Genomic DNA, 14,724 nt, shown 5'->3' on the forward strand with positions numbered 1-14,724 from the left:
CGGGATGCGGATTTGGGGGGCAGCGTTGGGGGTGGGGCTTGCAGCTTGCTGCGTCGCCCCTTCGCGCGCGCAAGTGCCCTCGATCAATCCCGGCGTGATCCAGAACGACGTCGACCGGCAGCGCCGCCAGCTCGAACAGCAGAGCGCGCCGCCAAAGCTGAGCGGTCCCGCGGTGATCGGCGGTGAGCGGGAAAAGTCCCAGCTGCTGAAGCCGGGGGGGCCGAAATTCCGCCTGCGCAAGGTCGAGTTCGACTCCTCCAAGTTCATCACGCCGGCAGAGCTGGACGAGATCGCGAAGAAATATGTCGGCAAGAACGTCGACATCGCCGCGCTATTGCAGCTCGTTGCCGACATCAACGCCATCTACACCGAGCGCGGCATCGTCACGGGCATCGCGACGCTCCCGGACCAGGACGCCAAGGGCGGCATCGTCCGCGTCAAGCTGACCGAAGGCCGGCTGCAGCAGACGACCATCGAGGGCAACAAGCAGACCCGCACGGATTACATCCTTCAACGCGTCAAGGAGCCCGAAGGCGAGGTCCTCGACGTTCCAAAGCTCAATCGCGACGTGATCTGGTTCAACCGCACCAACGACGTGCAGATCAAGGCGCTGCTCCAGCCTGGCACGAGTTTTGGCTTGACCGATCTCCAGTTCGCCGTGATCGAGCCGCCGGTCGACACCTTGCAACTCTTCACCGACAACCAGGGCGCGGAGAACACCGGGCGCTGGGAGGGCGGAGCCTTCTACAAGCGCCACGGCCTGTTCGGCGTCGACGACCGCCTGACCTTCTACGGCGTCCGCGCCGACGGCAATCTCAACGGCAACGCCGCCTACAGCATTCCGGTCAATCCCTGGGGTGGCCGCGTCGGCGTCAGCTATACCGAAGGCAAGATCAAGATCATCCAGGGACCGTTCGTCGCGCTCGACGTCACCGGACGCTCGAGCCAGGCCGCGGTCAATTTCAGCCAGCCGATCTGGGTGACGCAGAACTGGCTGATATTGCTCAACGCCGCCGAGACCGAGGGCAAGACGGTCAGCCGCTTCGCCACGGTCTCCGTGACCGACGACCATTACGACAAGGCCACCGCCGGGCTCTCGGTGACCAATTCCGGCAACACCTATTCGATCACGGTCTCGCCGGCGGTGAACTACATCACCTGGCATGATTATGTGCTCGGCAACAACCGCGCGTTCAACACCTATACCGGCTCGCTGATCGCGACCAGCGCGGCGGGGCCGCAGAATTTCAGCGCCAACGTGCTGGCGAGCTGGCAGTACACGCAGGAAAAGCTGCTGCCGGGCGACCAGATCTTCTCGATCGGCGGTCCCACCACCGTGCGCGGCTATCCCTCCAACTCCGCATCCGGCGACAGCGGCTATTATTTCAACGCCGAGCTGCACTACAATTGGTCGTCGTGGCTCAAGGGGTTCGACACCTACATCTTCACCGACTGGGGTGCGGTCTATTCGACATTCCCGGGGATCACCGAGCTCGCTTCGGTCGGCGTCGGCTTCTCATGGACCTATGCGTCGTTCATGACGTTCGAGGCAAATTACGCGACGCCGCTGAAGATGGCCGTCTCGACCCAGAACCATTACGAGGCCTATGGCCGCGTCATCTTCCGACCGTTGTTGATGTTCCAGAAGCAGGAGAGCCCCGCGCCGGTGGCGGCTGCCGCCGGCAAGAGCAGGTCGTAGCGACAAGCCGTCGCTCTCTCCGTCGTCATTGCGAGGAGCCCACGACAAAATTGCAAAGCAATTTTGCGCTGGTGCGACGAAGCAATCCAGAATCCCTCCGCGGAGACAGCCTGGATTGCTTCGCTACGCTCGCAATGACGGAGGATGGAGCGGGGGCGTCTCAACGCCGCAGCGTGAATTCCTCCGCGCCGCGACGGTGCTCCCACTTCGCCTGCTCGAGCTCCGGCTGGTCGCATTCGACTTCCGGATAGCCGATGCAGAGATAGGCGATGAATTTCCAGGTCTCAGGCACGTCGAGAGTGGTGTGAACGCGCTGCGGATTGAGGATCGACACCCAGCCGATGCCGATGCCGTCGGCGCGCGCGGCGAGCCACATCGCGGTGATCGCGGCGACCACGGAATATTCCGTCGTCTCCGGCATGGTCGCGCGGCCGAGGCCGTGGCCGATGTCGCTCGCCTTGTCCGCGAACACGGCGAGGTGACCGGGCGCCTGTTCGAGACCGGACAGTTTCAGCGTGGCATAGCGCGCGGCGCGTTCGCCGGAGTAACAGTTCAGCGCATCGGCGTTGCATGCCCTGAAGTCGTCGATCACGGCGCGGCGTCGTGCGGCATCTTCAACGACAACGAAGCGCCAGGGCTGGCTCAGGCCGACCGAGGGCGAGAGGCAGGCGGTCTCGATCAGGCGGTCGATGGCGCCGGCCGGCAGCGGATCGGCGCGGAAGCGGCGCACGTCGCGGCGCCACACGAACAGCTCGCGCAAATGTTGGCGGAAGGTGTCGTCGAACTCGACCATGAGATCAGCCTCCCATCCGGAAGGATGCCGCCACCAGCAGAATGAGGATCTCGCCGGTCTGCTCGAATGCGCCGAGGATGTCGCCGGTCTGCCCGCCGATCTGGCGGATGGCAAGCCGCGCCAGCATCAAGCCGGCGATGGACAGCAGGATCAGGCTGACCAGCGCCTTGCCAGGCCCGAGCGCGAGCGCGAGGGAGAGCGTTCCAACAGCGAAGGCGATGGCGACGCTGCGGCCCGGCGGCGATCCCGCGCTTGCCGACAGTCCATCAGGCCGCGCCGGCGGGACCAGCGACATGAAAGCCGGCACGCCCGCGCGGGCAGCAGTGTGCGCGGCGCACAGCGCGAGCGCGACGGCCCAGGGATTGGCGATCGCCGCGAGCGCGCTCCAGCGCAGGCCGAACGACAGGATCAGCGCGCAGACGCCATAGGTGCCGATCCGGCTGTCGCGCATGATCTCGAGCTTGCGTTCGCGCGTCCGGCCGCCGCCGAGCCCGTCGGCAGTATCGGCAAGGCCGTCCTCATGCAGCGCGCCGGTGATGAGCGCGGTCGTGGCCAGCGTGAGCAGGGCGGCGAGGTTCGGTGTCAGTCCGAACCGGCTGGAAATCTTGTAGACCAAGGCACCCGCCAGGCCGACCATCAGTCCCGCGACGGGGATTGCCCAGGTCGCGCGCGCGATGGCGCCGTCAGCCGCGGACTTCGACGATGCGACGGGGAGGATCATCACGAACGATGCCGCCATCCTGAGATCGGCAACGACGTCTCGCAAAAGTTCGGCGCGCGGCATCATTTCAGTTTCATCGGCAGGCCGGCCACGACGAACTCGACTTCGTCGGAAACCGCCGCGATGACCTGGTTCATGATTCCGGCGGCGTCGCGATAGCTGCGCGCCAGCGCGTTGTCGGGCACGATACCGAGCCCGACCTCGTTGGTGACGAAAATGACGGGGCTCTTCTGGCCGCCCATGAAAGCGGCGAGCTTCATGAGTTCGTGTTCCCAGTCACGCCCCGCATGCATGATGTTGGAGAGCCACAAGGTCAGGCAATCCACCAGCCTTGGGCCGGCGCCATCGGTCTCGATCAGAGCTTGCAGGAGATCGAGTGGTACCTCTCGCTCGATCCAGTCGACGGCCGCGCGCTTGGCTCGATGCTTGGCGATGCGCACCTCCATTTCGGCATCGAGCGCCTCGGCCGTCGCGATGTAGATGGGCTGGCCCGGAAAGCTGCGCGCGCGCTTTTCCGCGTGGGCGCTCTTGCCCGATCGTGCTCCGCCGGTGATCAAGATGACGGCCATAAAGGTCTCCTGTGGGCCTGACTAATCACCAATCGCGGCCAAAGACAAAGCCGAAATCAGGCGGCCGGGGGCTTGCGCTCCGCCTTCGCTTTGCGCAACAGGGGCGTGACAGGAGGTGGACGTGGGTTTTGCGGGGGCGATGGCGATGGCGGTGGCGATGGCGGTGGATGCCCTGCTGGGCTGGCCGTCGTGGCTGTTCGCGCGGATCGGCCATCCCGTGACCTGGCTGGGCCGGCTGATCTCTGCCATCGACGCCGCCTGGAATCGCGATTCCGATCCGCCGGCATTTCGCCGTGCTGCGGGCGTGGCTGGAGCACTTCTGGTGATTGCGATCTCGGTCGCAATCGGCTGGGTACTTCAGTCCTTGCTCCCCTGGGGATGGATAGAGATCATACTCGCGGGTGTGCTGGCCTGGCCGCTGGTTGCGTTGCGCTCGCTCCATGATCATGTCGCTGCCGTCGCGAAGCCGTTGCAGGCCGGCGACATCGCTGCTGCGCGTGAAGCGGTGTCGCGCATCGTCGGACGCGATCCCGCGACCCTCGACGAAGCCGGCATCGCGCGCGCGGCGATCGAGAGCCTCGCCGAGAACGCCTCCGACGGCATCGTGGCGCCGGTGTTCTGGGGCGCGCTGTTCGGACTGCCGGGCATTTTGGGCTACAAGGCGATCAACACGCTGGACTCCATGATCGGTCATCGCAGCGAACGCCACGAAGCTTTTGGCTGGGCCGCGGCACGCATCGACGATGTCGCAAACTTCATTCCGGCGCGCCTGACCGGCTTTCTGTTCGTGCTGCTGGCAGCGCGGCGATCGGAGGCGCTGTCGTGCATGGTGCGCGATGCCCGCCGTCACCGCTCGCCCAATGCCGGCTGGCCGGAGGCGGCGATGGCGAGTGCGCTTGGCGTGCGGCTGAGCGGCCCCCGCATCTATCACGGCAGCGCGACCGATGAGCCCTGGCTCAACGAAGGCGCGCGCGATCCGCTTGCCGCGGACATCAGCCGGGGATTGACGATCTACCGCCGCGCCATGCTGCTGCTCGCCGGCCTCCTTGCGGTCCTGGCCTTCGCGTGAAAGAACGGGATATGCGCGAGCACGGTGGAAATCTCGATCTGGCCCAGCAGCGTTTTGGCGGGCGCGCGGAAGACTGGATCGACCTGTCGACCGGGATCAACCGCCTGCCTTATCCCGTGGGTGAGGTGAGCCCGCGCGCATGGAACGCGCTGCCGTCGCGCGCCGAGATCGAGAGCCTGCATCAGGCGGCGCAGCACGCTTACGGCACAAGCGCGCCGATCGTCGCGATGGGCGGTGCCCAGGCCGCCATTCAATTGCTGCCGCAACTCGCGCCAGCCGGCCGCGCGCGCATCCTTGCGCCGACCTACAATGAATATGCCGGGGTCTTGTCGATTGCGGGTTGGGATGTCCAGGAGGTCGGCGAGGTCGGCACGCTGGCGGGCGCGGATCTCGCCGTCGTCGTCAATCCCAACAATCCCGATGGCCGGCGTTTTGCGCCAAAGGATTTGCTGGCGCTGCTGCCGCGCGTCGGCCGTCTCGTCATCGACGAGAGTTTTGCCGATGCTGCCCCGCAGCTGTCGCTCGCATCCGAGGCGGATCGGCCTGGACTGCTGGTCCTGCGCTCCTTCGGCAAGTTCTATGGTCTTGCCGGCCTGAGGCTTGGGTTTGCGCTCGGCCATGCGGTCGACATCGCGAAGCTCGCGGCGATGTCGGGTCCATGGCCGGTCTCGGGAGCGGCGATCGCGATCGGCTGCCGCGCATTGCGTGACGACGCCTGGGCCGAGGCCACATCAGCGCGTCTTGCCCGGGACTGTGTTCGCCTCGACGGGATGGCGCAAGCACAGGGCTGGCGGCTCGTCGGCGGTGCATCTTTGTTTCGCCTCTATGAGACACCCGATGCACTCGCCGCCCAGGAGAGGCTGGCACACGGCCAAATCTGGTCGCGCGTATTCGCGAAACAGCCGGCATGGCTGCGCCTCGGGCTTCCGGGCCGCGAAGCCGAATGGACGCGCCTTGCTGAGGCGCTAGCGCGCTAGCGCGAGCAGGCCGCCGACGTCGAGGTGCTGTTCGATGTGATCGGCGAGGGCATCGAGCGCGCTCTCAACCCTCGCATGATAAGGCTCGTCGCCTGCCGGAATGTCGAGCTTTGCGAGATACGCCTTGCGGAAATCATCCGACGTGAACAGGCCGTGCAGATAGCTGCCTTGCACGCGGCCATCGCGCGAGATCGCGCCTTCGGGCTCGCCGTTCAGTTTCGCAAACGGGCGCGCGCGATCCGGTCCGTCGGTGTGGCCGATGTGGATTTCGTAGGCGTCGATAGGCTGGTCCGTGGCGGCATGGACAGCCGCGACGCGCGTCAGCGTCTTCTGCGGGCTCATCATTGTCGCGACGTCCAGAAGTCCGAGGCCCGGCGTGTCGCCGGCGGGACCTTCGATGCCGTCAGGGTCGGCGACGCTGCGTCCGAGCATCTGATAACCGCCGCAGAGGCCAAGCACATGGCCGCCGCGGCGACGATGCGCCAGGAGATCGATGTCCCAGCCCTGCGCGCGCAGAAAGGCGAGATCGCCGCGGGTGGATTTCGAGCCGGGGATGATGACGAGCCTGATATCGCCGGGGATAGCTTCGCCCGGCCGCACCATGACGAGATCGACGCCAGGCTCGAGCTTCAACGGATCGAGATCATCGAAATTGGCGATCCGCGACAGCGCGAGGCAGGCGATCTTGCATTGGCCCGGCTTGCGCGCATCACTCAGGCCCAGCGCGTCCTCGGCCGGCAGCTCGCCGGCGCGCGCGAACCAGGGCAGCACGCCAAGGCCGCGCCACGCGGTCTTCTGCTCGATCAGCTTGTAGCCGTCGTCGAACAGCGAGGGGTCGCCGCGGAACTTGTTGATGACGAAACCCTGGATCATCGCGGCATCGTCGGGGTCGATCACCGTCTTGATGCCGACGAGCTGGGCGATGACGCCGCCGCGGTCGATGTCGCCGACTAGCACGACGGGCACGTCGGCTTTGCGTGCAAAGCCCATATTGGCGATGTCGGCCTTGCGCAGGTTGACCTCGGCCGGGCTGCCGGCGCCTTCGACCAGCACCAGATCGGCGCGCGCCTTCAGCCGCTCGAAACTCTCCAGCACCGCGCCCATCAACGACGGCTTCATCGCCGCATATTCACGCGCCCGCGCGGTCGCGATGCGCTTTCCCTGCACGATCACCTGCGCGCCGACGTCGGTCTCGGGCTTCAGCAGCACCGGGTTCATGTCGGTGTGCGGCTCGACGCCGGCGGCCAGCGCCTGCAGCGCCTGGGCGCGACCGATCTCGCCGCCGTCGACGGTCACGGCCGCGTTGTTCGACATGTTCTGCGGCTTGAAGGGCAGCACGCGCACGCCGCGCCGCGTGAAGGCGCGGGCGAGGCCGGCGACGACGAGCGACTTGCCTACGTCCGAGCCGGCTCCCTGAATCATTAAAGCCCGCGCCATGGCGTCGTCAGAACTCGACGCCGGCTTGCGCCTTGATGCCGGAGCGGAAGGGGTGCTTGACCAGCGTCATCTCGGTGACGAGGTCGGCGATCTCGATCAGCTCGTCCTTGGCGTTGCGCCCGGTGAGCACGACATGCGTCATCGGCGGCTTGTGCGTTTTCAGGAAGTCGACGACCTCGGCGATGTCGAGATAGTCGTAGCGCAGCGCGATGTTGATCTCGTCGAGCACGACCATGCGCAGACTGGAGTCTGATATCAGCTCCTTGGCCTTCGCCCAGCCGGCCTGTGCTGCGGCGATGTCGCGGGCGCGGTCCTGCGTCTCCCAGGTGAAACCTTCGCCCATCGCATGGAACTGGCAGAGCTCGCCGAAATGGCCGGTGAGCAGGCGCCGCTCGCCGGTGTCCCAGGCGCCCTTGATGAACTGCACGACCGCGCAAGGGAAGCCATGGGCGACACAGCGGACGATCATGCCGAAAGCGGAGGAGGACTTGCCCTTGCCGGCGCCGGTGTGGACGATGATGAGGCCCTTCTCGCCGCTCTTGGTCGCCATGATCTTGTCGCGGGCGACCTTGATTTTCGCCATTTTCGCGGCGTGGCGGGCGTCGGTTTCCTCGGCCGTTTGGGTATCCGGTTCAGGCGTCATCTGACAGGGTCCTTCGGCTTGACAAGAGGCGGCCGGGGGCAAATGGTGGCCCGGCGTTGGTTCCTGTCCTATGACAGGCGAAGAGGGAATGCGATAGGGTCCGAATCGACAAGATTCGGCTCCAAACTGCAGCCGCCCCCGCGACCGTGACCGGAGAGATGCCCGAAGCCACTGATCCCCCGGGGGATCGGGAAGGCGGGGATCGAAGGGCCAAAAGCCCTGCTCCGCAAGCCGGGAGACCTGCCAGCGCGGACGAGTTTTGGACCGGCGGACGGGGTGTTCCGCGACGGGGAAACGGACCTTCGGGGGAATGGTCCGTGTGCCTCTTCGCCTCCCGCTGTTTATCCTGGAAGAGGCGATGACCGTCACACTTCACGTCTGTATTACCTGCCGTGCCGGCCAGACGCTCGACGAGGGTGAGACGACGCCCGGCAAGCGCCTGCATGGTGCGATCCTCGACGCCGGCGTGCCCGAGGGCGTCAATGTGGTTCCCGTTGAATGCCTGTCGGCATGCAGCCAGGGTTGCTCGGTTGCGCTCAGCGCGCCCGGCCGCTGGTCCTATGTCTATGGCCGTCTGTCAGAGGCCCATGCGAGGGACGTGGTCGCGGGTGCTGCGGCCTATGCCGCCGCGCCCGATGGCCTCGTGCCCTGGCGCAGCCGTCCCGAAATCTTCCGCAAGCAGTCGCTTGCCCGCATTCCCCCCATTGCCGTGTTGCCGGAGGCCGCCGAATGAACTCGCTCGCAAAAGTCCCTGTGACGGTGGTCACGGGTTTTCTCGGCTCCGGCAAGACGACGCTGATCCAGTATCTCCTCGCAAACCCTGACGGCAAGAAGCTCGCCGTGCTGGTCAACGAGTTCGGCAGCGAGGGTGTCGACGGCGAGATCCTGAAATCCTGTGCCGATGCGAATTGCCCGGAGGAGAACATTGTCGAACTCGCCAATGGCTGCATCTGCTGCACCGTTGCGGACGATTTCATTCCGACCATGGAAAAGCTTTTGGCGCGGCCGGTGCGGCCCGATCACATCCTGATCGAGACTTCTGGCCTGTCGCTGCCGAAGCCGCTGTTGAAGGCGTTCGACTGGCCGGAGATCCGTTCGCGCATCACGGTCGATGGCGTGATTGCGCTGGCCGATGCCGAGGCTGTCGCCGCGGGCCGTTTTGCGCCGGACCCGGCTGCGGTGGAAGCGCAGCGCGCGGCGGATGGAAATCTCGATCACGAGACGCCGCTGTCGGAAGTGTTCGAGGACCAGATCGCCTGCGCCGACATCGTGTTGCTGACCAAGGCCGATCTTGCGGGGGCCGCAGGGATCGAAGCCGCCAAGGCCGCCATCACCGCCGAGATGTCGCGCCGCGTGCCGATGCTATCCGTCACCGATGGCGCGATCGATGCGCGCGTCATCCTCGGCCTAGGCGCCGCCGCAGAGAACGATCTCGCCGCGCGCCCCTCGCATCACGACGGCGAGGAGGATCACGAGCACGACGATTTCGCCTCCGTCGTGATCGATCTTCCTGAAATCAGCGACATCGACGCACTGGTCGCGTCGGTGCAGCGTCTTTCGCGCGAGCAGAACGTGCTGCGCGTCAAAGGCTATATCGCGGTCGCGGGCAAGCCGATGCGCCTTCTGCTGCAAGCGGTCGGCGAGCGCGTGCGCCACCAGTTCGACAAGCCCTGGGGCGCAGCTCTCAGGCAGTCGAAGCTCGTTGTGATCGGCGAGCACGGCGATATCGACGAGGCCGCGATCAAGGTCGGACTTGGGCTTTCAGGATCTGGTATCTGATGCACGTCGTCTTCCGCGAGAGCCGCGGTCTCGAGGAGACCGCGACGCCAAGGGACATCGGCCAGGACCCGGCCGATCTCGTGGTGCTCTCGTACTCGGATTCCGACCTTGCCGCGTTCGCGGCCGGCTGGCGGCGCGGCCGCAACAGCCTGCCGTCGCTGCGGCTCGCCAATCTCGCGGAGCTGCGGCATCCGTTGTCGGTCGACACCTATATCGAGCGCACGCTGTCGCAGGCGCGCGGCATCCTGGTGCGCCTGATCGGCGGTGAATCCTATTGGCCGTACGGGCTCGCGGCCCTGCAGCAGCTGGCGAAGGACCGCAATATCGTGCTGGCCGTGCTGCCGGCCGACGGCCGCGACGACACGCGGCTCGATGCCTACTCGACCCTGCCGGTTTCGACGCTGCGCCGGCTCAAGGTGCTCTGTGACACCGGCGGTCCTGTTGCAGCCCAGGCCGCGATCGCGCAGCTCGCGTTGGCCTCGGGCCTTTACGCAGGCCCGGTCGTCGGCGAGATGAACCTGCCTGAGATGGGCTTTTACGATCCCGCGCGTGGTGTCATTGCTGCGCCGATGGCAGGCGAGGGAAAGCCGCTCGCGCTCGTGACCTTCTATCGTTCCTATCTCACCGCCGCGGATACCGGGCCGGTCGACGCCCTGATCGCGGCGCTGCGCGAGCGCGGCTTTGACGCGTATGGCGTGTTCGTCACCTCGCTGAAGGCTCCGGGCGTTGCGGATTGGCTGCGGACGTATTTCGCGACGAATCCTCCCGCCGCGATCGTCAACGCGACGGCGTTCTCGGCGATGGGCGACGACGGCACGACACCGTTCGATGCTGCATCGTGTCCCGTCTTCCAGGTCGCGCTCTCATCGGCACGGCGCGAGGACTGGGCGGAGTCGCTGCGCGGCCTGTCGCCCGGCGATCTCGCGATGCATGTGGTGCTGCCGGAGGTCGACGGCCGCCTGTTCGCGGGCGTGGTGAGTTTCAAATCGGCCGCGGAGCGTGATCCCGATCTGCAATTTTCGCATCTGGCGCACCGGCCCGATGAGGAGCGCGTCAAGGCCGTCGCCGCGCGCGTTGCGGCCTGGCGGCGCCTCGCGGACACGCCAGCCGCCGAGAAGCGGGTGGCGCTCGTGCTCTCGAACTACCCGGGCCGTCCACATCAGATCGCGCATGCGGTTGGTCTCGATGCGCTTGCGTCGGTCGAGGCATTGCTGTCTGACCTGACAGAGGCCGGCTTCGATGTTGTGCCGGTCTCCGCACTTGGCGAAACGTTGCTGAAGCAGCGACTGACCTGGAACGTCGCCGATTACCGCGCCGCGCTCTCGCGTCTCCCGCAAGCATTAAAGGATGATCTTGCGCAGGCCTGGGGCGCGCCGGCGGATGACCCGAGTTGTCGCGACGGTGCATTTCAATTCGCGGCCATCGCAAGTGGCCAATCGATCATCGCGGTTCAGCCCGAGCGCGGCGATGCGACGACGCGCGATGCCGACTATCACGATCTCGCCCGCACGCCGCGCCATGCCTATGTCGCGTTCTATCTTTGGCTCCGCGGGCAGGCCATCGATGCCGTCGTGCACATGGGCGCGCATGGCACGCTGGAATGGCTGCCCGGAAAATCCGTGGCGCTGTCGTCCGCGTGCTGGCCGGAAGCCCTGATCGGCGATCTGCCGGTCATCTATCCCTTCATCGTCAACGATCCCGGCGAGGCCGCGCAGGCCAAGCGGCGCTTGGGTGCCGTCACCATCGGCCATCTGCCGCCGCCGCTCGAACAATCCGCGGTGCCGGAAGGCCTCCGTCGGCTCGAACGTCTCCTGGACGAATATTCGACCGCCGATGGTCTCGACCCCGCCCGACGTCAGCGTCTGATCGCCGCGATTCGCGACGAAGCGCGTGCGGCAGGGCTCGAAGACGATCTTGGTCTCGATGCATCGGCTGCACCGGCGGAAGCGATCCCGCGGATCGATCGCTTCGTCTGCGATCTCAAGGAGAGCCAGTTCGGCGACGGCTTGCACGTGTTCGGCCGCGGCGTCTGCGCCGATGCGGAGCGCGATGCGTTGCGTTCCTCCCTCGCGGGGCAGCGCGTTGCGCCGGGGCCGTCGGGCTCGCCGTATCGCGGACGCCAGGACGTTCTGCCCACGGGGCGCAATCTCTTTGCCGTCGATCCGCGCGCGGTGCCGACGCCGTCGGCGCATGCGCAAGGCATCAGGCTCGCGGAAGAGCTGCTGCGTCGCCATTTGCAGGATCACGGCGACTGGCCGAAAGGCCTCGTGGTCGATCTCTGGGGCTCGGCGACGATGCGGACCGCCGGCGAGGAGTTCGCCATGGCGCTGCATCTCGCCGGCCTTGCGCCGCGCTGGGACCACGCCTCAGGCCGCGTCAACGGCTACGACATCATCGCACCGGCCGAGCTCGGCCGCCCCCGTATCGACGTCACGCTGCGCGTGTCGGGCCTGTTCCGCGATGTCTTCTCCGGCCTTGCGCAATTGTTCGAGGCCGCCGCCGAGGCGCTCGCGTCGCGCGAGGAGGAGGGCGACGAGAATCCCTATCGCCACCGCGCCTCGCGCGTGTTCGCGCCGCGCCCCGGCCAATACGGCGTGGGTCTGTCCGCGATCCCCGATGCCTTTACGGCCGAGACGCGTGATGCCGCCGGCGAAGCCTGGCTGTCGGCATCGTCCTGGGCGTTCTCCGCGGACGGTGCGATGCAGCCGGATCGGGCCGGCATCGAGACGCGGCTCGCATCCGCCGATGCTTTCGTGCACGTCCAGGATCTGCCGGAGACCGATCTTCTGCTTGCCGCCGACTATGCCGCACATGAAGCCGGCATCGCGGCGGCTGCAGCGCATCTCGGTGCGGCAGGACCATCGCTCTATCACCTCGATACGACGCGGCCCGAGCAGCCGCACGCGCGGACGCTGACCGAGGAAATCTCCCGTGTCGTCCGTGCACGCGCGGCCAATCCGGCCTGGATCGCCGGCATGATGCGACACGGTTTTCGCGGTGCCGCCGAGATCACCGCGACGCTGGAGCACATGGCCGCCTTCGCGCATCTGGCCGGCGCCGTACCGCCGCATCTGTTCGATCTCTACTACGATGCGACGCTCGGCGACGCCGATGTCCGCACCTTCATGGCCCGCGAGAATCCGGCGGCGCTCGCCGCGATGGAGACCTGCTTCACACGCCTGCACGAAGCCTCGCTCTGGCGAACGCGCCGCAATTCGATCGCGGCTGCGCTGAAGGAGGCTTCATGAGTGCGGCCGCGATCAAGGGCTGGTGTCCCGGCGCGTTGCGCCCGATGCAATCGGGCGACGGGCTCGTGGTTCGCGTGCGCCCGTTCGGCGGAAGGCTTGAAGCCGCGCAAGTCGCCGGCCTTGCCGAGCTCGCCGAACGCTACGGCAATGGTCTCATCGATGTGACGAGCCGTGCCAACCTCCAGATCAGAGGCGTCAGCGAGCAGGGCCATCGCCGGCTGCTCGATGGACTCGCGTTGCTGCGGCTGCTCGACCCCGATACCGACATCGAAGCCCGGCGCAACATTTTGGTGACGCCGTTCTGGAACAGCGGTGACGAGACGCAGGCGCTCGCCGCGGAGCTTGAAGAAGCGCTCGCCGACAGCACGCTCGAACTCCCCACAAAATTCGGCTTCGCCATCGACGATGGAAAGTCGCGCGTACTCGCCGGCGATTCCGCCGATGTGCGCATCGAACGCGATCGCGACGGCCGGCTCCTGGTGCGGGCCGATGGCGCAAGGCTTGGCCGCTCGGTCGCGCGCGGAGAGGCCGTGAGCACGGCGCTCGCGCTCGCGAACTGGTTCATCTCGTCCGGCGGCGCGAAGGGCGGGCGAGGGCGCATGGCAGCCCATATCGCGGCCGGCGCAGAATTGCCTCAGTCGTTGAGCGGCGAAACCGAGCCTGCTCCGGTCATGGCCGCGTCACGACCCGGGCATTATCCGCATGGCGCCCTGGTCGGCGTCGCGTTCGGGCAGATGCTGCACACGACGCTCCATCAATTTTCCGGCTGTGGACATGCGCTGCGCATGACGCCATGGCGAATGGTGCTGAGCGAGGGCAAGCGCGAGATGCCGAGCGGGGCAGGCCTCATCACCGAGCCTTACGATCCGGCGTTGCGCGTGATTGCTTGTAGCGGCGCCCCGCGTTGCCGCGAGGCGCATGCCGACACCCGCGCGCTCGCTTCCGCCCTTGCGCCGCGCATCGCCCTCGATACGCGCCTTCACGTCTCCGGGTGCGCCAAGGGCTGCGCGCGTTCCGGCGCGTCCGCGGTGACGCTGGTTGCGACCAGCGCCGGATTTGATCTCGTCCGCGACGGCTCGACCCGCGATGAGCCGGTTCTGCGCGGCCTCAACGGTGCCGACATCGTCAGCGATCCCTCCATCCTGGTCGGAGGCCACTGATGCCGCACACCTACGAGACCGACGGTGCGGCGATCTACCGACAGTCCTTTGCGACCATCCGGGCAGAGGCCGATCTTGCGCGCTTTTCGCCGGACGAGGAGCAGGTGGTGGTGCGGATGATCCACGCCGCCGGCATGGTGGGCCTCGATGCGCATATCCGCTTCACATCAGGCATGGCGACTGCTGCGCGCGCGGCCTTGCAGAGAGGCGCGCCGATCCTGTGCGACGCGCGCATGGTCTCGGAAGGAATTACGCGCGCGAGACTGCCTGCAGCCAACGCCGTGATCTGCACGCTCGGCGACGAAGCCGTTCCCGCGCTCGCGCAGTCCATGCGCAACACGCGCTCGGCTGCGGCGCTGGAGTTGTGGCGACCGCATCTCGACGGCGCAATCGTTGCGATCGGTAACGCGCCGACCGCGCTGTTTCATCTCCTCAACATGCTCGAGGACCCGGGCTGCCCGCGCCCTGCGGCGATCATCGGCTGCCCCGTGGGCTTCGTCGGCGCGGCCGAATCCAAGGCCGCGCTGATGGCCGATCCGCCGGTGCCGGCGCTGACAGTCGAGGGCCGCCTCGGCGGCTCCGCGATCACGGTCGCCGCCGTGAATGCACTGGCGAGCCGGAGCGAATAG

Annotated in this window: 13 protein-coding genes and 1 riboswitch; of the genes, 8 read left to right on the forward strand and 5 right to left on the reverse strand. The window is 66.8% G+C overall.

Going from position 1 to position 14,724, the window contains the following annotated elements:
• Positions 1-4: 4 nt before the first annotated feature.
• The gene (locus tag J4G43_RS18725; protein WP_208085889.1) at positions 5-1,699 is read left to right on the forward strand and encodes a ShlB/FhaC/HecB family hemolysin secretion/activation protein; all 1,695 of its coding nucleotides are present in this window, start codon (positions 5-7) and stop codon (positions 1,697-1,699) included.
• A 160-nt stretch (positions 1,700-1,859) separates the two neighbouring features.
• On the opposite strand, the gene bluB is transcribed toward J4G43_RS18725, so the two are convergent.
• The 3 genes from bluB to cobU are packed head-to-tail and all read right to left on the reverse strand — an operon-like array spanning position 1,860 to position 3,782.
• Positions 1,860-2,492 (reverse strand): 5,6-dimethylbenzimidazole synthase, encoded by a 633-nt coding sequence (gene bluB / locus J4G43_RS18730; protein ID WP_208085890.1) that lies wholly within the window; start codon positions 2,490-2,492, stop codon positions 1,860-1,862.
• A 4-nt stretch (positions 2,493-2,496) separates the two neighbouring features.
• On the reverse strand, positions 2,497-3,279 hold the full coding sequence (cobS, locus tag J4G43_RS18735; protein WP_208085891.1) for an adenosylcobinamide-GDP ribazoletransferase: 783 nt from the start codon (positions 3,277-3,279) through the stop codon (positions 2,497-2,499).
• Positions 3,276-3,782, reverse strand: a complete 507-nt coding sequence (cobU, locus tag J4G43_RS18740; protein WP_063984439.1) for a bifunctional adenosylcobinamide kinase/adenosylcobinamide-phosphate guanylyltransferase — start codon at positions 3,780-3,782, stop codon at positions 3,276-3,278. The genes cobS and cobU overlap by 4 nt, the downstream gene beginning before the upstream one ends.
• Before the next feature lie 121 nt (positions 3,783-3,903).
• Here cobU and cbiB point away from each other — a divergent pair, with 121 nt between their 5' ends.
• Together cbiB and cobD are read left to right on the forward strand one after the other, a co-directional pair.
• Positions 3,904-4,851, forward strand: coding sequence for an adenosylcobinamide-phosphate synthase CbiB (gene cbiB, locus J4G43_RS18745; RefSeq protein WP_225004962.1), 948 nt, complete (start codon positions 3,904-3,906; stop codon positions 4,849-4,851).
• Between the two features lie 11 nt (positions 4,852-4,862).
• Positions 4,863-5,828 (forward strand): threonine-phosphate decarboxylase CobD, encoded by a 966-nt coding sequence (gene cobD / locus J4G43_RS18750; protein ID WP_208085892.1) that lies wholly within the window; start codon positions 4,863-4,865, stop codon positions 5,826-5,828.
• On the opposite strand, the gene J4G43_RS18755 is transcribed toward cobD, so the two are convergent.
• Entirely contained in the window at positions 5,817-7,265 is a 1,449-nt protein-coding gene (locus J4G43_RS18755) for a cobyric acid synthase (RefSeq protein WP_208085893.1), read from the reverse strand. The genes cobD and J4G43_RS18755 overlap by 12 nt on opposite strands.
• Positions 7,266-7,272: 7 nt before the next feature.
• The gene (gene cobO / locus J4G43_RS18760; protein ID WP_208085894.1) at positions 7,273-7,908 is read right to left on the reverse strand and encodes a cob(I)yrinic acid a,c-diamide adenosyltransferase; all 636 of its coding nucleotides are present in this window, start codon (positions 7,906-7,908) and stop codon (positions 7,273-7,275) included.
• Between the two features lie 40 nt (positions 7,909-7,948).
• A riboswitch (cobalamin riboswitch) is annotated at positions 7,949-8,170 on the forward strand.
• Positions 8,171-8,266: 96 nt separating this feature from the next.
• Here cobO and J4G43_RS18765 point away from each other — a divergent pair.
• Genes J4G43_RS18765 through J4G43_RS18785 form a run of 5 tightly spaced genes read left to right on the forward strand, consistent with a single transcriptional unit; the run spans position 8,267 to position 14,724 of the window.
• Positions 8,267-8,641, forward strand: coding sequence for a DUF1636 family protein (locus J4G43_RS18765; RefSeq protein ID WP_208085895.1), 375 nt, complete (start codon positions 8,267-8,269; stop codon positions 8,639-8,641).
• Positions 8,638-9,687 (forward strand): cobalamin biosynthesis protein CobW, encoded by a 1,050-nt coding sequence (gene cobW, locus J4G43_RS18770; RefSeq protein ID WP_208085896.1) that lies wholly within the window; start codon positions 8,638-8,640, stop codon positions 9,685-9,687. Before J4G43_RS18765 ends, cobW begins: the two co-directional genes overlap by 4 nt.
• Positions 9,687-12,935 (forward strand): cobaltochelatase subunit CobN, encoded by a 3,249-nt coding sequence (gene cobN, locus J4G43_RS18775; protein WP_208085897.1) that lies wholly within the window; start codon positions 9,687-9,689, stop codon positions 12,933-12,935. Before cobW ends, cobN begins: the two co-directional genes overlap by 1 nt.
• Positions 12,932-14,095, forward strand: a complete 1,164-nt coding sequence (gene cobG / locus J4G43_RS18780) for a precorrin-3B synthase (RefSeq protein WP_208085898.1) — start codon at positions 12,932-12,934, stop codon at positions 14,093-14,095. The genes cobN and cobG overlap by 4 nt, the downstream gene beginning before the upstream one ends.
• Positions 14,095-14,724: a precorrin-8X methylmutase gene (locus J4G43_RS18785; protein ID WP_208085899.1), complete on the forward strand. Its 630-nt coding sequence runs from the start codon at positions 14,095-14,097 to the stop codon at positions 14,722-14,724. The genes cobG and J4G43_RS18785 overlap by 1 nt, the downstream gene beginning before the upstream one ends.

Source organism: Bradyrhizobium barranii subsp. barranii (assembly GCF_017565645.3).
Taxonomy (GTDB): Bacteria; Pseudomonadota; Alphaproteobacteria; order Rhizobiales; family Xanthobacteraceae; genus Bradyrhizobium; species Bradyrhizobium barranii.